The organism is Mesorhizobium sp. WSM4850 (genome assembly GCF_055811735.1).
In genome coordinates this window covers 1-19,924 of sequence record NZ_JBVVPV010000060.1, presented here as the reverse complement: position 1 = coordinate 19,924, position 19,924 = coordinate 1, and the positions used below count along the sequence as shown (strand labels likewise).

Genomic DNA, 19,924 nt, shown 5'->3' with positions numbered 1-19,924 from the left:
ACGCGGCAATTATGGCAGGATCGATGAGCGCTGGGGCAAGCATCGGGCCAAGCGCGCCTCCGTTTCCACGGCCGCCTCCAACCGACTCTGGTATCCGGGGTATCAGGCGCTCCTACCCGGATGACACGTCACCGACCCTTTCGGCCACCACAATCAAAGTGGATGTGGTTCGTGTCACCCCATCCGTGTCCGGGACGTGCACCATGCGGTGCCGCAATAGCTTGCGAGTTCAAGCTGGTGCCAAACCGCCCCGATTTCATGACGGTCGATCTTCTTCACCCTAAACCTAGTCCCAAGGGTTGCAGATAAGCGTCAAGCATCCCAGTAACTTCGGCTTATGCATGAGCGGTCGCTGTGTTTCGCACTGATCATCGCTTGCATTCAGATGTTCTGTAACAGCGCCTTTGGAAGTAGAGGCGCGCATCTCATGGTGTCGTGTCTCACCCAAAGTCATATTCAACATCCACTGACGACCTCGCAGAAGAGGTTCGCCGTTTCCGAGTGAGGTGTCGCTTGGCAGTTGATCGAAGCACCGTTTTGAAACGGCTGTCTCCCCTCTCCTCGACTTCCCCTTGTGCGGCTAGAACGCTTGTTCCAAGGGCGTAGGTCCGGAATGAACATAGTCCTTATAGCGGCTCCTGATTGCACCAATTATGACCTTGATTGGGCTCCAAAGTCGGAGCACAACTTAAAGGTTTAAGAGCACAGGTTGCAGTCGTGGCGATCGATCTAAACCGTCTTCTTCCGTCCCGCGGCACCGGCGATGAAGCGTCCGGCGTATGGGAGAAGCTCCAGCCTGAGCGGACTGGCACCCGAACCGGGGAGCTATTGGTGCCGTGGCAAGCGATTGTTCCGATCTTGCTGATGATCATGACGGCGCTTGCTTCGATCAGTTTCGCGACTTTGGCGGCGAGGCATCGGTTCGGTTATAACCCACCGGCCTGGCTCCTTCTACGGGTCACCCTGGACGGGGAAGCAAATATTCCAACCTGGTTCGCGACATGCCTGCTGTTTTCGGCGGCAGGCCTCTTATTCTTGATCGCCCGGGCAAAGCAGCTTCTGCAAGACCGATTCGCCGTCTATTGGTACGGACTGAGCCTGACTTTCCTTTGCCTTTCCCTCGATGAGGTCGCCAGCCTCCATGAGATGGCGATGGCGCCAACACGGGCTCTGCTAGAGCTAAGCGGATCGCTTTATGCCGCCCGGGTCATACCCGCGATGGTGGCCTTGGTGATACTGGTGCTCCTTTATTCGCACTTCCTGCTGGCGCTGCCAAGGCGGACCTTGGGGTGGTTCACGTTCGCGGGCGCCCTGTATATAGGCGGGGCAGTGGGAATGGAGCTTGTGGCGTGGGGGCATATCTATCCGGCCTACGTCGCACATTCCGGAAACTGGTCGGAAATCGTCGATATGCCTTTCGTGGTGATGTCGCACTCGGAAGAAGTAATGGAGATGACGGGTGTGATCGCCTTCATACATGCACTTCTAAATTATCTGCGCGAATCTCTGCACCAACTCGTCGAACCGTGATCAGATTCGAGTCACGGCACTAGTTCGGGCATTTGCTCATTGTCCAGAGGTGCTTCTCCTGTTCTGTTCCGGCATCAGAACAGAATTGCAACATATGCCCACAGCAGCGAAACTGGCGAGAGGGTGGTAAGCGGTGTTCGCGGGCCATGGGATGATCGTCACGGTCACCGCTGTAGCGCCGTGGCCATCACACCGGCCCGTCCCAGCGTGAGAGCGAGTTGTTCGCGCAGCCAAGGCGCGAGACTATCGGTGATCGGGCGGCTCTTTTGCGCACGGCACGACGCTCATCCCGCGTCCGCGTATCTCGTCCTCGATGCGATAGAGCTCGGCGATGCGTCTGAGCGCCTCGGTGCGGAGGGTAGACCGCAGAGACGCGGCAATTATGGCAGGATCGATGACCGCTGGGGCAGCATCGGGCCAAGCGCGCCTGCGTTTTCCACGGGCCGCCTCAACCCGGTATCAGGCGTCTATCCGGATTACGCCTCATCTATGATCGGCCAGAACGACCAAAGGAACATTCTAACGCTTGCGGCCAGGAGGACCAGAGTGGATGCCCTTCTTGCCGCCCCATCCATGTCCGCGACGTGCGCCATGCGATGCGGCAATAGCTTGCGAGTTCAAGCTCGTGCCAAGCAACAGAGCAATGGATGGAGGTGTTACAACAGCAAAACGCCCGGCATTCTTTAGAAATTCACGACGTGCCTGTTCTTCCGGGACAAGTCTATCTGTCTTTCCTTTGGAATACTTCCCGCTCTTCATCGAATTGACTCCAGTCCAGTGAACAACAGCCAGTGAATAACACTCTAACGCCATAATCTGACATATGCGTCTCGAGAAGATCAAGGCGCCATCAAGATACAATTCAGGAAATTAAGTATTACTACACTTTTGACCCAAGATCGCCATCAAGGAGGATGCTAGTGGCGCGGCGTCCAAAGTCGAGCGGACTCCGTCGGCCCAAGCCATCGCCATGTAGGAGTCGCCACATACCCCACAGCGAATTGCCGACCAGACGCAATGGAACGCCGAGGGCGGGATGGTACAAGGGGAAGACACGCCGCCAATGTTGAAAGCGGACCAATGGGCGCCGCACATATTGCGCCGGTGCTCTGACGCCAAAGAAGTGACTCAATGCCAGGAGTTGAGTATCGAACGCGTTCCGCGCGTTCTGGTCGGGCAAAGATGTTCGGAGCACCGCCCAATCCAGCTTATGCTGTTCCGCCAGCTGTGCCAGATCATAAAGGTGGCGAAAGTCGGTCCTTCCGCGCCAGTAGTCCGCCTCCTTGATGAGATCATGCATGATCCAGTGGAGGGCACGCGACTGTGGGGCGGGGATTTTCGTCCTAAGACCGTGACGGCAGGCAAGCCTCGGGGACTCGCGGTCAATCTCCCGGTACGGCCGGAGTTCCAGGAGACCGACGTCTTGTGGGCGTCCCATGCCGTCGCAAGAGAACGCCGCTTCGGCATAGCCAAGCTCGGCTAGGCAAGCGCGGGCAGCCTCTACTGTGTCCGTTTCCACAGCCAGGTCGAGATCGTTCATCATCCTGTCGGGAATCCTGCCGCTCGACGAAAGGAACAAGGGAACGGCCCCTTTGAGCAGAACCGGAACGATGCCCCACTGATTGAGGGCAGCAACGGCTTCATTCAGCTGCCTGCGCAAGCGCAAATTGCGTTGCCGGTTGCAGCGGTAAATGAACTGAAGATACTCGCCCACGTCTTCGGGGAGCCGGTCAAGCTGGCCCGTACGCGCAAGAGCGGCGAACAAGGCGGGCGTAAGCAGAGTATGATTGGCGAGTGCAATCACCGCCTGCCAGTCGGCCGTTACCACCAGGCGGCCGCGAAGTCCAGCGATCAGGGCCTCGAGCGCATTCCTGGTGGCCTTCATCGGCACGCCGCCTTCAGCAGTTCCAACGCGTCATCCAGTTTGGCATAGGTCAGGCAAAAGCCCTGTGCCGATCGGATGACTTGGCAAAGAACGTCAAACGCAGTGCTGCTTAGCTCCTTGTTCCGCGCAAAGGCGCCGTTCAGCAAGCCACCCAGGAGGTCGGTCGGCTCAATCACCCGCAGGGAAGGTTTGGCATCCTGCGTCCGACAGAGCATGACCACCCAGCCAACGGGCCGGGGAACGGGAGGGACATGATCCTTAGGCAGAAGAAAACGCACGCGCCTGCGATCGGGGCGCCGGTAAACCGGAGACCTGCCGAGTTCGGGGAAATATTCTCCCAGAATGGGCCATGATCCCGATTTGACTGCAGGCGCAAAAGCCAGGCCGATACCCTGTCCGGCCGAGTCGAGAAGTGTCACATCGTCTGCCGCGAAGCCAAACCCCGCGTGGACCAGCGCTAAGGTCAGGGTCGTCTTGCCCGAGCCAGGGCCGCCGCAAAGGAGGAGCGTGCGGTCGTTCTTGAACAGGGCCGCCGCGTGGAGGGCGAGTTCATATTCACTGTGCTCAAGCACTTCGGCCAGCAGTTGCCCTTTGACCATAATGGGTATCTCGTCGCGACCGCAGGAATCAGTCCAGTGGCCATCCCGGAACAGGTGGATCCGCTCCCCGCGCTCAACCAGATGGAATAGAACGTCGACGGCCCTGTTTCGAACCTCGAGATGCTGCAATACGGTCGCGGCCGGAAAGGCGACGGCGGCCGGATACAGTATGCGCGCACACACGCCTGGAACAGCAACGACCTGGCAGAGATATTGATGAACTGCGGTTGGGCACGGCGGTGGAGCAGGCTGGATTAGGCCGAGCCGTTCCCAGTCTCGAAGGGCAGCCTCGACATAGCCATAGGCCTCTTGCCTATCAACGCCACGGGCTGCCATCTCACCCAAAATAGCCTCGACCGGCGCGCCTTCTTGAAGCGAGCGCCAGATATCCGCCGCAGTGTCATTAAGCGCAAAAACTGCCCCCTGTGTCGAGCTGAGCAGGATATTTTGCCCTTTGATGCATGCAAGCCGACCTTGGGGAACTAACCTCGCCGCAGCATACTCGACAAGGGGAGGCCCCGCAGTTCGGTCAGCGGTTCGGGTTTGTTGCGGACCCACAGAAGCCGTCATCCTCGTTTGTCTGGGCGTGGAGATCGTCGATTCGACTGGAAGTCACGACGAGCGGCACACGATCTTCGTCAATCGCTCGAGTCATAGCATTCCTCCCCGCTCCCATAGCGGTACCTTGCCAACGCCGTTGCCGTGCGGCCACTTTTGCTTGAAGTCGCAGGTTATGCATTGAGCGGTCGCTGTGTTTCGCACTGATCATCGCTTGCATTCAGATGTTCTGTAACAGCGCCTTTCCGCACATCTCATGGTGTCGAGCCTCACCCAAAGTCGTATTCAACTAATAGCGTCGAAGAAGAGGTTCGCTCTTTCCGAGTAAGCTGTCGCTTGGCAGTTAACTGATGGGGTCGTCTGCCAGTCGCCACTCCTTGCAAATCAATCACTTGCCACACAAAATCGCCTCCAGCGGCCTCGAGTCGGCAAGTTAGGCTAGAAGGCGTCTCGCCCCGTCCAGATGCGGGGGATGGTCAGAAGCAGGATCTTTATGTCGAGCCAGACCGACCAGTTGTTGACGTACCACATATCGTGTTCGACACGCTTGATCATCATGTAGACATGCGGCGTCGCACCGCGGCAGCCATTTATTTGTGCCCAGCCGGTGATCCCCGGCTTCACCTTGTGCCGAGCCGGATAGAGAGAGATGATCTGGCTGTATTCGCTGTCATGCGCCAGCGCGTGCGGCCGTGGGCCTATCAACGACATGTCGCCCTTCAGCACGTTCCACAGCTGCGGAATCTCGTCGATACTGAACCTTCTCAATATGCGCCCAACGCGGGTGACGCGGGGATCGCCCCTGCAGGCTTGAGGGACAACAGGCCCGTCCTCCAGGATCGTCATCGTTCGGAACTTATAGATCTTGAACGTGCGGCCATTGAACCCGGCCCGACGCTGACAGAAGAGCACCGGCCCGCTGGATTCGAGCGCAATCAGCGCCGCTGCAACGGCCAGAGGGGGCAGAAGAAATGGAAGGGCAGCAGTGGTCAGCACAAGGTCGAAGAGCCGCTTCGTAAGCAGCTGAGGCGCCGTTAGGGGCGCGCGTTGCAGTTCTATCGCCCTCGTCCCCCCCAGGTTGACGACAGGTCGCTTCAAGAGCGCGCTAACGACGTGGTCCGGAAGGAGCCTTACGGGTACCGGAACCACGCAAAGGTGAGCCGTGATTTTCTCAATCAGGGATATGTCAGCCCAACTGACAGCAAGGACTATCTCGTCGACAGAACGCCGACGCACATGTTCAATGAGCTTATCCATACACTCAAGGAGCGAGCCCTCGCTGGATGCCGCCGGCAATGTAATCGTTTGGCAGACATCGCATCCGGAAGCCTCGATTGCCTGGACTGCGCCACTTGGCACGCGCACGTCCGATTGCGTTACGATCACTACTTGCGGTTTGGCAAGCATGTCCGACCTGGTCAAGGAGGCAACCAGTCGTCCGGCGCCCAAGCGCACGAAGATGATGCCGGCAACTCCCGTCACGAAGAACAGCATGACGGCTTGGCGCGAAAACATGTCTCCCACCTTGAGTGCAAGCGCCACAACCGACAGGCAAAGAAAGACCGCCGTCCAGATCAGCACGACGTCCTTGACCTGAGAGGCCAGCGACCGCGGCTCGGAACTCAGATAGAGCCCGCGCGCATATGCGGAAGTCGAAAAAAGGGCGGCTACAACAACACCGAGCCCGAAGTTCCGGCCGTACTCGCCAAAATGTCCGAAACTCACAAGATCATATACCATTCCCGAGACGATGCTGAGCAGCACGACGGACATTGCCTCGAGAAGCGGAAATGACTGCAGAAGAACATTGCCCTTGAGGTTCCACCGCGGTGCGTTTGACGTGACGCCCGCACGGGGGTCTTCATGAAGAAGTGCCATGACGTTCACCTGCGTTCAAAGCCGCATCGATCCACCAATGTCGTGACGACCGCCCCTCCTCGGCTGAAAACCGCTGAAATGCCCAGCGTGACTGCATCCGCCGCCTGCGGTCATTGCCCTTCCTGACAAAGTTCGATTGCCGTGGCTGCGGTAGCACTCGGTTGTTGGAGTTGAGAATGGCAGCGACACTGTGCGAATCCAATTCGGCATAAGCTCTAACCCCAAAGAGCAGAGCCGGCGGACACACGACCTTTTCCTGGCCCGCTTCCCGCGCCTGTTAGCTCTTCGGAGTAGCTCGAAATGAATGCTCTCGCGCGCAGCACTGGAGCGGCGGATGCTCCGACGGAAGCAACCGGTTCGGAACTGCCGCTCTTTCTCATTGTTTGAGCACCGAACCCGAAACCGGTCCCACTTTCGGGCCTGATCGCCTAGGCGAGCGCCATCGCATCGGCGGCGATCTGTCGCAGCAGGGACTTGCGAATATGGAGTCGCGGCAGCGGCTCCATTCCGATCGTGGCAAGGATGTGCTCCCAGCGGTAAACCCAATCGTGCATCTCTAGGCAACGGACCGCGCTTGTCCGGCGCAACAATTCCGTGCGGCGGGGGTTTGCGTCGAGTTCGCCAATTACGTCTGCGATACTGCTCGAGTCTGGTGATATCTCGATCACCGCGTCTTGCCAGTCAAAGTGCTCGCCGAATTCGGCGCATTGCGGCGCGGTCCCAAGCATGACGGCGCCGCCCGCGGCACCTTCGAAGAGACGGGCAGGCAGCACCTGCTCGCCGGCGACCGTGACGGACTTGGAGTTTGCAAGTGCCGCTGGACTGAATGCCATGAAATAGCGCGTGCGCCTGATGATATTGGCGAGCAGCAACCGATGCTCGTGCCAGTCCCTGACCCGGGAATCTGTGCTTGCGAGCGTGTCGTAGAGATAGAAGAAGTCCCGGTCTTGGGCCAGGTTCAGAAGCTGCCGGTGTATTTTCGCGGCTCGGTTGCCGTACGAGTATACGTCGACCACGCGTTTGACCGGCGACAGATACGGCGTTGAAATAAGGCCGTCGACAGCCGTGGCAAGAAAGGAACAGGGCGTGCGGGTGTATTGAGGCAGGCGCGGTAGGCACGCGCTGTGCAACAGGAACACGTGGTCGAACTGGTCCAGGAGCTTCAGATATTGGCGGTCCTGTTCGAGCGTGCTCGACCAGAGTTCGAACAGATACGCGACAGCAACCTTGCAGCGGCCGCGCCAGTCGTGGATCCGAGACAATTCTACAAGACTTTGCGGGCTCCAGGCGACGAAGAAGAAAAGGTCATAGTCTTGCGTGAGCTGAACATGCTCCATGGTTGGCGCGTTCCTAAACCCTAGCCCTTTCCGGACCGCATTCGTCAGTCGGTTGAAGTCACGCTGGACGTTGTGAGGGTCGTGCTTTGGCAAGATGGCGTGAAAGTGTCTCGTCAGGTAGTTGTCGAGGCCGGGGGCGATTAGATCGGCGTCCTCACATTCCGCAACAATGCGGCAGAACTCATACGCCAACGCAAAGTGTGCTCGGTCCTTCGCATTGAATTCAGAGGCAACCAGTGTACGTCTCTTCAAGGAATTCTCCCGGCAGTTGTCGTTCAGGTTTTCGGCTACCCCGCTGCAGCCCGCCACGGCGGCTTGTCGCGCTCCAGTGCCGGGAGGGGTTGCCGGCCAAGGACCATGTCTGCCGCCTTTTCCGCGATCATAAAGACAGCGGCCGAGGTGTTGGCCGAGGGAACGGCGGGCATGATGGAAGCATCAGCGACCCGCAGGCCCTCGAGGCCGTGGACCCGCAACTGGTCGTCCACGACAGACGCTGCACTGTCCAAGGGGCCCATTCGGCACGATCCGCACAAATGATAGGTGGTCAGCCCGATTTCGCGGGCGAACTGAAGACGGTCAGCGTCGTCCGTTATCTTCGGGCCGGGAAGCTCTTCCGTGCAGTTGTAGCGCCTTAGCTCGGGGGCGCGAAACAGCCGCTGGACAGTCTTCATGCCGTCGATGACGACCTGTCGGTCCTGATCATCGGCGAGGTAGTTGGGCTGGACGAGCGGAGCTCGAAACGGATCGGCCGAGACGGCCCGCACGTGTCCGATGCTCTTCGGCCGCAACTGATAGTAGCCAAGCTTGATGACAGGAAACCGCCGCGCGCGGTGGTCAGTATAATTGCCCAATGCAAGTTCAAGCTGGATATTGGGGGTGGAGTGAATATCCCGCGAGTTGAGGTACCCGTAGACGAGCGATGGGCCGACGGCGAGAAAGTTCGGGCGACCCAGCATCCATTTGGCCGCCTCGCGCAGGAGGGCGACGCCGTGTCCGCTGACCGTTTCAATGCCCTCTACCCGGGCGATCAGGTGGACCGCATAGTGGTCCTGGACATTTGCACCGACACCGGACAAATCGTGCACGACCGGAATCCCGAGCTCGCAGAGCATACGCGCGGCACCGACGCCGGACTGCTGCAGCAGCTTTGGTGAGTTCGCGGCTCCGGCGCAGAGGATCACCTCGCTACGGGCCTTCACCTCGCTCATGGGATGACCCGGCCCTCGTGCATACCGAACGCCGATGGCCTGCTTTCCCTCGAACAGGACGGCAGTGGCCTGCGCTTTCGTGCGGACCTCCAGGTTCTTCTTTTTGGCTATCGGCCGCAGGAAAGCCCGCGCAGCGCTCACGCGCCATCCCTTGTCGATATAGCGCTGATAGTAGCCCACGCCGGCCTGGCTCGCCGCATTGTAGTCGGGATTGCGCGGGACGCCGGCATTGAGCGCGGCCTCGATGAATGCATCACAAAGCGGATGTCGCCAATCGCAGTCTGTAACCGGAAGTAGCCCGTCTGTCCCGCGGTAGAAGGGATCGCATTCCCCAATCCTGCGCTCGCTTCTCTTGAAATAGGGCAGCAAGTCGGCGTAGCGCCAGCCTCGATTGCCCTGGCGGGCCCACTCGTCGAAGTCCGCGGCGGCGCCACGGTTGTAGATCATCCCGTTAATTGCGGTCGAACCACCCAGTGTCTTGCCCTGCGGCATCGGAATAGAGCGATTGGCGGTCCCCGGGCTCGGCTCCGTTTCGAACTGCCAGGCATATTTCGGATTCGAGCATGTCTTGTAGAGTCCCGCCGGAATGTGCAGAAGGATGCTGCTGTCGGATGGCCCCGCCTCGAGCAGGCAGACCGTATTGGTGCCGTCAGCCGCCAGACGATTGGCCAACACGCAGCCTGCCGCCCCGGCTCCGATGATCACATAGTCAAAGACATCCGCCTCAACCGACATCGCTTCGCGCTCAGCCTATCGCCAGCTTCAGAGAATGGCAGGGAATCCGGCAGATGGCACTTTGCCCATCGGGATTAAGCCTTATGAAGGCTTTCGCGGCGGGCTGAATAGAGAGATGGTGTGCGGAATGCTGTGCGGGCATAAGCCTGCCGCCAATCCGCATTCTTCGGGAACCTGCGCCGGCTGGCGCACAGGGGGGAGATGGGGATGCCTGACGACAATCTCGCGGAGGAAGCCGCCTTGCCGAGAGGACGGACGCGGCAGGGCCACCTCGACGTCTCCGCACAAGCGGAGCCGACGTCTGGCACCCGAACGGGTGGCGCGGCCGGCAGTCTCTTGAAACCCCGCCTTAATCGGCGCTATCTCCTTGCCGGGCTGCTGGCGCTGCCCGTCTCGGGCGTCGTCGGCGCAGAACTGCATCTGGGCATGGGGCGATCGGACGGCGGTAAATGGTTCGGGGGAGCGGCCGCCTTTCTGCGTCCAAGCGGACCGGTGCTTTCGCGCGCAGATGGGCAGATCATTGAAAATCTTGACATTTATGCGCCCCTGGGCAACGGGATCACGATACTCCATCAGGGCGTCATTGTTCGCAGCTGCCGCATCCGTCATGCCATGGGCAGCGGGATATACGCCCGGGGAGCCGCCGGAATACGCTTGCAGGACCTCGAGATCGATCATGTCGGGGCTCCCCCCTCGGGGACCGGACCAAGCCAGAACCGCAACAACATAAAGCTGGAAAGCTGCCCGGATGCGATCATCACCCGAGTCAAGGCGTCCCGCGGCGCTTCCAACATCTATGTCGTCGACTGTCCGGGCACCCAGATGAGCTTCCTCGAACTCCACGACGCGCGCGGGCCGTTCCCGCGTGGACAGAATGTGCAGTTCAACCGCTCTCCGGATACGAGCTTGGAAGACTTCTCGGCCGAGAATGGTCCCACCTCCTGGACCGAGGACAATATTTCTGTCTTTCACTCGGACCGCTGTGCAATTCGACGTGGACTCGTCGTCTACAACAACAGCCCCACGGGCGCTGGCGTCATGCTGGAGGGAAGCTTCAATTGCCGGGTCGATGACGTCGATGCCGTTAAACAGGGCAACGGCGCCTTCTCGGCCGTTCCGCAGGGTAAGGTCGGCAGTGGCGGTTGCTCGTTCAACCGCTGCCGGAGCCGGGACACCTACAATGAGCCACGGGACGGCAGGGACGCCCCGACATCCAACGGCCTGTCGTTCCATACCCGGATATCAGAAGGCGCTGAAAAGCACAGTGTTAGGGACTGCTGCGTCTACGCGCTCGCCAATCCCCGCAACATCATCTGGCAAAGGGCGGCCGTGCATGCCGGTTGGTCCATCGAGCGCAAGGCATTTGACCCCAGACCGCCATTGCGGCTTGCCTTCGACTGGCAGTGAGCAGAGAGTGCGCTAGTGCGTCGAATCCGACGAGACCCTACCGACGACGACGCCAAAAGAGAAACAGGTCTGCCAACATTGACCGCGGCGGGGACATCCCAAGCGTCCAGAGAGGCGCTGACGCAAGGATCATGCGTCCCGTCGTCGTGCTCGTATCGACAGGTGTGTCGACGATGCGGAGACCGACATCCTTGTTGCCAAGCCTTTCGATGAGCGCCAGAACCTGCCGGGTTGTGCGCGCAATACGGTAGGGCTTCGTGACAGCAATCACGTCTCCTTTCCTGGCACATGCGATCGCCCTCTCCAGCTCCGGCGTCGAGCCGAACATGCTGGCCCTCTCGCAGAAGAAGTTCTCGGCTCCCAGCCGGGCAAGATAAAGCTTCTGCGCCTCCAGCCTTGCGGTGGGTTCGAAGGTGTTGATACGACAGTAGCCGATGATCATCGCCTTGCCCAATCGTAAGAAGCCTTGCGCCGTTACGATGAGAGGCCGAGGGCGGGCGGCTCCCGCCGTACCGATGACGTGATCGCAGTCATGGCCGGTGCCCCGAGCCGAGTGGGCCTGAGCCAGCACACCATATCGACACGCGCCTCATCAGCCGCAAAAGGCGAACCGTGTAAAAGCGAAGCGGTTGCTCGCGAAGATGCTCGGGCGGAGCGGTCACAATCAGACCGTCGTCAATAAGGACATGACTGCCGGTCGAGGCATGTATCGCCGTATTGAGGACGACATGCTCGCAGCTCTCGCGATCCTGGGCATCGATGTAGGAGTGGGCATAGTAGGGTTCCGCCCGATAGAGGCAGAGGCCGTTGAAAGCCGAGACGCAGTGCCGCAGAGAACTCGCCGACACCCGTTCCTGTGCATCGTGGACGCATCGTGCCAGGGTGGAGCGATAGGTGAGCGGATTTCGTTTCGCGCGAACGATAATATGCTGAAGATTCTCCATGAATAGGCCCTCGCACCGCAGCGCCAGCAGATCGTAGTAGCGCGGCTTCGAGCTCGCGGCCACGGCGAAGAGGCTCGCATCGGCGGCGAGCCGATCGAGCGATGAGACGAACGCGGCGATCGTAGGGGGGGCTGCGAACACGGAGTCCAGGTCGACGACGCAGACATGGTGCGTGGCGGGATGGTTTTTGCTCGCGTGCAGTCGAAGGAATTCCCGACCGGCCGCCATGCGCGGCAGCCGCTCGGGGATCGTCGCCATAAAATCCGTCGCAAGGATCTCGACCGTAGCATCGGCCCGGAAGTGCTCGAGGAGCAGCGCGCGCGTGTCATCCTTTGACCCGTTTTCGCCGATGACTGCCCGGACCCGCAGGCCCGCCCCCCGCAGTTCGGCGATGAAGCGGAAGAAGTTTGGAAGCGTCCTCGCACAATTGCGCGCGAGTCCCAGGAAGACGATATCGCAGGGGAGAGGGACGGTGACGCTCATCACGCAAGCACCTTCCGGCCGAGCCGATAGGCCGAGCGCGCGCACAGATAGACCGGCTCGGGCGCATTCCACAATAGAAGGCCGTCGAGAGCATCCTTCCAAAGAAGTGCGGCGAGAACCAGCAAGACGCGCATCGGTGGTCGCTCCTTTGAAACTCAGTTCGGCACTGCTGACGCCCCTGGCGAGGACGCGACGGCTCCGGCAAAGTCCACCTTTGGCAAAACGACCTCCACAACGTCGCCGGGCGCAAGCCCGAGATCTTCGTTGCCGGGGAGCGTCTCGTCGCCCTGCTCTCGCTTTCTATGGACTTTTATCTCGGGCCGACCCGCGGCTGTCAGCAGGCTGGATTGCGCTTGACCTGTAAGCGCCAGCTTCTGCGCGGTACCCTCAAGACGCGCCGAGATCTGGGCCAGATTCATATAGGCCCCCTGTAGCTCTCCCAAGGCCGCGATTTGTCGTTCACTGTCGATCTTGTTCAGCTGTCTGACATATTCGCCGCGCTGGCGCTCGATGTTCGATGCCTGGACGATCGTCTCGAGCAGTTGGGTTGATGACATAAGCACCGCTCGACGGGCCTCAGATAGGCGCGTGGTCGGCGCTAGGCCCTTCTGCAACAGCGTCCTGACGCTCTCGTAATCGTCGGTGTCGGCCTTGCTTCCCTCTTCGTCCTTCTTCTTCTTTTCAGACAGGAGCTCCAGTTGCAGGCTGGTCTCCTCGACAGCACGTCGCAGAAGCTCCTTGTCCTTTTCACTGTCTGACAGACGAGCTTCGATATGCGCTGTTGCCGCTTGCTTCAATCGTTCGGCGAGCGCCTCAGGCACGGCCACGTTCTCGACATGTTTTACTTCTTCGCCGAGTTCGGTGCGAAGGCGCCAAATGCGAGCCTGTTCCGTTGCGAATTGCGCCCATAGGGCTTTGTACTCGGAACGGAAATCGGCCGCTTCCATGAGCGGATTGGCGATGCGAACCTGGGCAGCGCTGTAGCCACCCGCAACCGCCACAGCCTGTCGGACAGTCATCCCCGGCCGGAAGATGTACTCTCCCGGCCTGGCCACATCACCATAAACATAGATGGGCCGGTATTCGGCAACTGAAATGAAGACCTGGTCGGCCTGGATCAGGTGCGTTATCTCACGGCCGTCCGCGGTCCCCTGCCGATACTGCTTGCTTGCGAGACTGCCAGCGATTATTTCCTGCGCTTGTTGAATGGAAAGGCCGCTGACTTGAACCGCTCCAACCAGCGCCAAGTTCACCTCGCCGTCCACTCCGATCTGCAATCGCTGCCTGAAATCCGGAATACCAGGGACCGACACTTCCAGCGTATCTCCGGGCTGTAGCTTGTAGTCGGCAAGTGCCGCTGTCGGAATCAGAGCGATGGCGCCAGCGAACGAAGCGAGGCGGGTCGAAGCCATGGTCATCGACAGCGCCGACAACAAGGTTCTCAACAGCTTCATGGGTCCCCCAACGGGTTGCCCCCGTATCTCTACGGGTGACTGAGCTCGGGTTTCTCGGCGCGGGCGAACCTGCGCAGTGGATGGCCCTATGCTACCAGAAGAGGCATGGCCGAGGCCGAGGCAAAATGGCTGGCTCGCTGGCTCTTTCGAGGCACCCCTCATGGAAACGGACGAGGACGCCTAATCGCAGGCGTGTACGCACTGGCCGGACGGCTCTCATGCCCCTACCGGGCCAAAACCGGTAGGACGCGCACCCCTTCTACCGAGACCGGTGGATCGCCTGTTTCGGACGGACCGCATCCGTGTTCGGTCAGGTACGCCAAGAACCGCCTTGCTGCATTTCGATCCCAATTGGCGGAACGGGTTCCGCATCCTCTGCCCAAGCGGTGGCGCGAAGTGCAGTCAGGTAGCCGTATGAGAATGCAATTCCCACTATCTGTAGAGGAGTCTCCAGGACTGCATTGACGAACATCGCGAGGAAAATCATGACGAAGACCGCCGAAGCATGGTTTCGAACGCCGCGCGGCAGTCTGCGTGGTGGGAACGCCGCCGCAATTGCAGATACAATCAAAATGAATCCAATGACTCCCGTCCGCAGCATGGATTGAAGGAACGAGTTGTGGATTCCCGTTGAGAGTATCTCAAGCATCCTGGCATGCGTGATGTTCCTGGTGTCAGGAAGAAAGGTGAAATCCGCGAAACCTGGGATCTCATATCGCCACTGAACCGACTCTTTTCCAAATCCGATGCCAATGCCGTATGTATCCGCCACGGATGCGAGTGCGTCCGAAATGAACGCAAGTCGGATCCCGGAGTTCGGGTCCAAGGCATAGGTTTGAGGTATGAAATTCAGCCCGACGGCATAGGCAGCAGTTAATGCCGTCGCCAGAGCTATAGCTACCAGTCGGCCTGGCACGCCAATTAGAATGACCACTATGGTGACCGCGAGCACCTTGAACTGACCCAAGGGGCTCACAAGGGCAAATCCCAATAAGAGCAAAATGCCGCCGTAGCGGCGCCAGTCATTCGTCAGAAAAATACCGCCTGCAATGAAGAACACGGCAATTGCAATGTTATTGAGGAGCGAGCCGTAGAGAATCAGCATCGTGGCTCCCGGAGGTGCGCCCTCGTATTGCACACCCTGCTGAAACATCACCGCCGGCGCGACAACGAGAGACAGGAACAGGAAAACGGGTGCCCCAAAAAAGGCATTGCCGCTCATCAGCCTGCGGCGGAAATAAGCCTTGGATGCCCATGCGACGGCGAAGAATCCCACAATCGGGACGATTTGCCTTATGACTGCTTCTTGAAGGAAGTAAACCTGCCAGGAATCCGGCATCAGCCCGTATCTGGACAGCAGGGCAATGAAGAGGCAGAAGGCGGTGTAGACCGCCAGCAGACGAGGCGGCACCGTCTGCCGCAGCACGGCATAGGCCAGACAGACACCGACCGGGATCACTATGAAGAAAGGGCCAAGCAGTTTAAGCGATATTGCCAGGGCGCAGGCCAGCCAAATGCCGGAGAGAAAGAGCGTGTAGTCGAGCACGTCAGGGGAATGGCTGCAAACGAGGTCGACCGGCTTTGAACCATTCCTGCGTGACAATGTCGCTGGCGAGGTCATGGCCTGTGTCACCGGTTAGGACTGAAAGCCTTCGCGAGCCAGATTGGTCCGCGTGGATTCCCGCGATCAGTGCGGCGGCGCACGGCGAAGGATGGCGCACGATTGATCCTGGTCAAAATTACTGCCGAGAGTTTCTCTGCGGGGATGATGCGCAGAATTCCCTCGAGATGGTCCGCGTAAGTGCGGTGTGCCTTCAGCACCAGGAGGACCTCGCTGATGACGCCCATGGCCGCTTCGAGATCAGCGGTGCGGTCGGTGCTGTGAAAATCAACCACTATACAACTGTATTCTTGCTGCAGATGCTGGAGTGCAGCGGAGATGGAGAGCGAGGCATTCAAGTCGGAGATTGACCCCGTGGGCCTGAGAGCCAGAACTTCCAGCCCTTCCTGATCCGCGGGAATGGTGGCAAACGCCCTGGCGAGCTTGCGACCTGGCTCCGCGTTCAGCATTGGCTGGTCCATTGATGGCTTTTGCCAATTGGCATCAACGAGCAGTGTCTTTTGCCCGGTCGCCGCAATGACCCTTGCGAGATGAACCGCCACCGTGGAGCTTCCGGACTTGCCGAGGGGTGAAGCAACGCCGATTACAAATCCGCCTTGGCGGCCCTGAACTCCGCGCATCCGGGTGGCAATCTTGCTCACTTGGTGGCCCTGAACTCCGCGCATCCGAGTGGCAATCTTGCTCAGCGAGCTGTGAAGCTCGGGAGCGTCCTTTGAGTAGACGGGCTGCAAAGACTGCTCGCATGGCCCCACGACAGTCCACCTGCGGCGGGGAATTCTGGGGATCCCTACAATCCGATCGAGGCCGGTCGACCTGTGCACATCCTCGACCGTCATCAGGCGGTGGTTCATTGCTTGCCTGATCAATGCATGACCAACGCCGGCAACCCCACCCGCCATAACGGAGAGCGCTACCACCAGGACCGTGGGCGGCCAACTGCGTTTGCGAGGCGGTTCGGCCGCCGTGATGACCCTTGCGCTCGGGATCAGCGACGAGGCGCTAAAATCGGAGTGGCTCCGCTGCAGTAGGGCATTGTAAAGCGAGCGATAAACCTCGGCCGCGCTCTGCTGCTCGCGGAAAAGGACTCTTGCCCTCTCCGCGGATTCAGGGTCCGACGGGAGTTCCTTCAGTGATTCGGTCACAAAAGCCTTTTCCCGAAGTTCCGCCAGCCGCTTGTGCAGATCAGATGTTTCTTCCGCGCGAGCAGCCCGCCGGCGTTCGCGCTGATTTCCGATGTAACCGGCGGCGATCGCGTTCGCGAGCATGGCCGAGAACTGAGGATCGGTAGAGGTGACCCCGATCTCGACGGCGCTGGAGAAACCCAACTGACGAACGGAAAACGCGCGCCTAACAAGGACCATCGCCTGATGCCGAATATTCGGCTCCACCGTCGGCAGTTCGGTGCCGAAGAGAGACGCCAATTGGCTCCGCACGTAACTGGAGATCCGCGCGCGCAAGCTGTCATCCATCACAAACTCTTCGTTTGCTAGGTCAGTGTCGTCAACAACGCGTCCGACGACCTCGTCCGACTGAATGACCTGTATCTGGCTCTCTACATAGACCCGCTCATCTGCCTCAGCTTCGCCCGGTTCCAAAGCGGGCGGAGGTGAAAGGAGGATCGTCGCATAGGCGGTGTAATATCCAGGCGAAAGGACCGCATATGCGCCGCCGACACCGAGGCTCAAAACCATCCAGAGGAGGCAAAGGCGCCAACTGCTTCGAACAAATCTCAAGATGTCTTTCACGGTCAGCTCGTCGCGATCCTTGGGGGGGATCGGCTGGTGAGGCGACCCGGACGGCTGAACGACAAAGTGATCGGACGCGAACATGTAGAGAATCTCCTACGGCCGGAAACGATCGGCATCATGCTCCAACGGCGCGGACGCTGGCAGACATCTTCGCACCCGGCCTGCGTCGCAAGCCGCCGCCGTGCGAAGGACGGCCGCTCCGCCAATGAGGAAGAAGCCGGTTGAAACCACCAGCACGACGACTTCCTTCGCCACCATCGCATAAACAATGGCTTGCTCTGCCATGACGAAAGATAAAAAATACGAGGCCACCAGGAATACCAGCAGACCGGATGCGTTAAGGGCGGTCCATTCATTTTCGTATCCGTAACTAAACATGAATATATTTGATGTGAATGTATTTATGTTCATCAGCAATGGTATAATGGCCATTGCGCGCACGATAGGTGTCGCTCCTGAAAATTCATCTCCAAAGAGGGTCAATATTATATATGGAGCAACAAAGAACATTCCGATACTCATCGCCGCTCCGCCTGCTACGGTGAATAGTGACCTCCTTATTAGTTGTACCCCGGCAGCAGGGTCGACATGAGCGTAGTATGAAACCCTCGGTATGAGGGTATCCATAAGCAACCTGAAAAATACCCGCGCGGCTAGTAGGAATTTTTCGGCGACAGAATATTGTCCGGCTGCAACATAACCTGCGAAATGTCCGACAAGGGCGACAGGGAGGGTGACGAGGGCAGTATCCACGGCGGTGAAGAGGAATCCCCTCCAGCCGTTGCGTAGCTGCATTCCAATCGTCGAAAGCGTCACGGACCTGAAGCCGCCGAACCCGATCGGAAGGATGAAGGGTAAGCAAATGACGCCACTGACGACGGGAACTGCGCTTTGGATGGCAACGGCGAGCGCGACCTGGTCAGGTGATGCAACCATGGCGACGAAACAGACGAGCGCCAGAACGCGAGCGACAACCCCCGCGACGGCCGCCTGCCAGGCGCGCTCCAGGCCGACGAAGAGCCAGGCCGGAAAAATAACGCCGCCGGCGGCCGAGAGCATCGCGCACAGGAATGTCGGCCTGTCGAGCGCCAGGACGTCGCCGGCCAGCACAAGACCAACCAGACATACGGCAGCGAACAGCACTGCCTTGGTGACCATGACCTGAGCAAAGAGTGACGCGATCTCCGCCGGCTCGTATCGAAGGGAAGCAACTCTGCGTTGCGCGGTCCAGTGAAATCCATAGGCCACGGCGACGGCAGCGAGTTGTCCGATGGCGAGCGCATACGCGTACTGCCCGAAACTCATGGGTCCGAGGACACGCCCGGCATAGGGCAAGATGATCAGCGGCTGCAGGACGTCGGTGGCATGCAGGACAGCCAGACTGGCGGCCTGTTTGCTCAGAGTCATGGAGAGCCTCCCGTCAGGTGCCTGTCGAGGCAATGCAAACCACACCGTCCAGATATGGGCAGCGCCGCCTCCCAGCAGCAGAGCCAAAAACAGCCGCCCGTGGAGGAGTTGGCGCAAATCGGCAACACGGCGGTCCGAGTGTGTTCACTGGTTCCGCCCTCCCTCTAATCGTTACGAACTCCGCGCCCGGGAAGGAGCGATGCCTGCAGCAAAGCCAGGATGAACAGGCTGTTCGTCACGAGATACCTGCTCGCCAAGCGGCGGGGATCCTGGAAGAGCCGGTGCAGCCATTCCAGCCCGCTCCTCTGCATCCATTGCGGCGCCCGCCTGACGTCTCCGGCGTGGAAATCGAAAGCTGCTCCTACCCCCAGCATGACCGCATTGATCCGGCCGCGATGCGCCTGCATCCAGCTTTCCTGCTTGGGACATCCGAGCCCCACCCACACGATCCTCGCACCGGACTGATTGATCATTCTGACCACTACCTCATCCTCCTCGGCCGACAGAGGGCGGCGCGGAGGTGAGTAAGAGCCCACGATGTTTATGCCGGCAAACTCGGTTCGAATGCAATGTTCAAGACGCTGGAGGGTGCCGGGGCTGCCGCCGTACAGGAACATTTCCGTGCCGAGTTCTGACGCTCTCCGGCAACAAATCCACATCAGGTCCGGTCCGCTGATGCGCGGCTGATCCGGGTGTCCCTGCCGCCTCAGGACCCAGGCTACCGGCGCTCCATCCGGCGCGACAAGGTCGGCGCTATCCATCGCTTCGGCATGGGCGCGATTGCGGCGGGCGGTGACGACACTGTGGACATTGCCCAGGAAAACCGTTCGGCTCTCTCGCCGTAGGGCCCAGTCGAAGACGCAGTTGACTGTCTGCGCCCAGTCAAGGGCGTGCACGGGTATCTCAAGCACTTGCTCGCGCAACTGTCCCGGATCGATCGCGAGTTCTGTCATGCCACCCTCGATTGCTGATAGGTGAGCTTCATCACAGCCTGCGAGCACTTCGAGTTCAATTGCTATTCCGACGGGAAGCTGGCGGGCGGCGCGCTCACCAGAGGTACCTAAAAGGAAACTCCCTTGTTCTCTCCGTTGCGGCCGGCACGTCGTCAGGCGGCCATATCGGCGTCAAGA

The 19,924-nt window shown here is 59.7% G+C and carries 16 protein-coding genes; 2 read left to right on the top strand and 14 right to left on the bottom strand.

What is annotated here, in order from left to right; genetic code table 11:
• Positions 1–717 precede the first annotated feature (717 nt).
• Positions 718–1,530 carry a hypothetical protein gene (locus AC0L2Z_RS31950; RefSeq protein WP_473630247.1) on the top strand — a complete coding sequence of 271 codons (813 nt, stop codon included), beginning with the start codon at positions 718–720 and terminating at the stop codon, positions 1,528–1,530.
• Positions 1,531–2,049: 519 nt separating this feature from the next.
• Here AC0L2Z_RS31950 and AC0L2Z_RS31945 read toward each other — a convergent pair.
• The 6 genes from AC0L2Z_RS31945 to AC0L2Z_RS31920 all read right to left on the bottom strand — a co-directional run bounded on the left by AC0L2Z_RS31945 (position 2,050) and on the right by AC0L2Z_RS31920 (position 9,730).
• The gene (locus AC0L2Z_RS31945) at positions 2,050–2,289 is read right to left on the bottom strand and encodes a hypothetical protein (RefSeq protein WP_473630246.1); all 240 of its coding nucleotides are present in this window, start codon (positions 2,287–2,289) and stop codon (positions 2,050–2,052) included.
• Between the two features lie 121 nt (positions 2,290–2,410).
• Positions 2,411–3,415, bottom strand: coding sequence for a nucleotidyltransferase family protein (locus tag AC0L2Z_RS31940; RefSeq protein ID WP_473614553.1), 1,005 nt, complete (start codon positions 3,413–3,415; stop codon positions 2,411–2,413).
• On the bottom strand, positions 3,412–4,584 hold the full coding sequence (locus tag AC0L2Z_RS31935) for a PqqD family peptide modification chaperone (protein WP_473630245.1): 1,173 nt from the start codon (positions 4,582–4,584) through the stop codon (positions 3,412–3,414). The genes AC0L2Z_RS31940 and AC0L2Z_RS31935 overlap by 4 nt, the downstream gene beginning before the upstream one ends.
• A gap of 426 nt (positions 4,585–5,010) precedes the next feature.
• The gene (locus tag AC0L2Z_RS31930) at positions 5,011–6,450 is read right to left on the bottom strand and encodes an undecaprenyl-phosphate glucose phosphotransferase (protein WP_473614550.1); all 1,440 of its coding nucleotides are present in this window, start codon (positions 6,448–6,450) and stop codon (positions 5,011–5,013) included.
• Between the two features lie 428 nt (positions 6,451–6,878).
• Complete coding sequence (locus AC0L2Z_RS31925; RefSeq protein WP_473614549.1) at positions 6,879–8,039, bottom strand: glycosyltransferase; 1,161 nt, start codon at positions 8,037–8,039, stop codon at positions 6,879–6,881.
• 35 nt (positions 8,040–8,074) lie between these two features.
• The gene (locus tag AC0L2Z_RS31920) at positions 8,075–9,730 is read right to left on the bottom strand and encodes a GMC family oxidoreductase (protein ID WP_473630244.1); all 1,656 of its coding nucleotides are present in this window, start codon (positions 9,728–9,730) and stop codon (positions 8,075–8,077) included.
• A gap of 207 nt (positions 9,731–9,937) precedes the next feature.
• Here AC0L2Z_RS31920 and AC0L2Z_RS31915 point away from each other — a divergent pair, with 207 nt between their 5' ends.
• Positions 9,938–11,137, top strand: a complete 1,200-nt coding sequence (locus tag AC0L2Z_RS31915; RefSeq protein WP_473630243.1) for a right-handed parallel beta-helix repeat-containing protein — start codon at positions 9,938–9,940, stop codon at positions 11,135–11,137.
• Positions 11,138–11,174: 37 nt separating this feature from the next.
• On the opposite strand, the gene AC0L2Z_RS31910 is transcribed toward AC0L2Z_RS31915, so the two are convergent.
• The 8 genes from AC0L2Z_RS31910 to AC0L2Z_RS31875 form a co-directional block, all read right to left on the bottom strand.
• Positions 11,175–11,579, bottom strand: coding sequence for a recombinase family protein (locus AC0L2Z_RS31910; protein WP_473614544.1), 405 nt, complete (start codon positions 11,577–11,579; stop codon positions 11,175–11,177).
• Positions 11,580–11,667: 88 nt separating this feature from the next.
• On the bottom strand, positions 11,668–12,564 hold the full coding sequence (locus tag AC0L2Z_RS31905; protein ID WP_473630242.1) for a glycosyltransferase family 2 protein: 897 nt from the start codon (positions 12,562–12,564) through the stop codon (positions 11,668–11,670).
• Complete coding sequence (locus AC0L2Z_RS31900) at positions 12,564–12,698, bottom strand: hypothetical protein (protein WP_287288812.1); 135 nt, start codon at positions 12,696–12,698, stop codon at positions 12,564–12,566. Before AC0L2Z_RS31900 ends, AC0L2Z_RS31905 begins: the two co-directional genes overlap by 1 nt.
• Before the next feature lie 21 nt (positions 12,699–12,719).
• On the bottom strand, positions 12,720–14,018 hold the full coding sequence (locus tag AC0L2Z_RS31895; RefSeq protein ID WP_473614541.1) for a polysaccharide biosynthesis/export family protein: 1,299 nt from the start codon (positions 14,016–14,018) through the stop codon (positions 12,720–12,722).
• A 310-nt stretch (positions 14,019–14,328) separates the two neighbouring features.
• Positions 14,329–15,639 (bottom strand): hypothetical protein, encoded by a 1,311-nt coding sequence (locus AC0L2Z_RS31890; RefSeq protein ID WP_473614540.1) that lies wholly within the window; start codon positions 15,637–15,639, stop codon positions 14,329–14,331.
• An 8-nt stretch (positions 15,640–15,647) separates the two neighbouring features.
• Positions 15,648–17,468 (bottom strand): Wzz/FepE/Etk N-terminal domain-containing protein, encoded by a 1,821-nt coding sequence (locus AC0L2Z_RS31885; protein ID WP_473630241.1) that lies wholly within the window; start codon positions 17,466–17,468, stop codon positions 15,648–15,650.
• A 12-nt stretch (positions 17,469–17,480) separates the two neighbouring features.
• Positions 17,481–18,794, bottom strand: coding sequence for an oligosaccharide flippase family protein (locus AC0L2Z_RS31880; protein ID WP_473534405.1), 1,314 nt, complete (start codon positions 18,792–18,794; stop codon positions 17,481–17,483).
• A gap of 164 nt (positions 18,795–18,958) precedes the next feature.
• A complete protein-coding gene (locus tag AC0L2Z_RS31875; RefSeq protein ID WP_473630240.1) occupies positions 18,959–19,747 on the bottom strand; it encodes a WecB/TagA/CpsF family glycosyltransferase in 789 nt (262 codons plus the stop codon).
• Between the last annotated feature and the right edge of the window lie 177 nt (positions 19,748–19,924).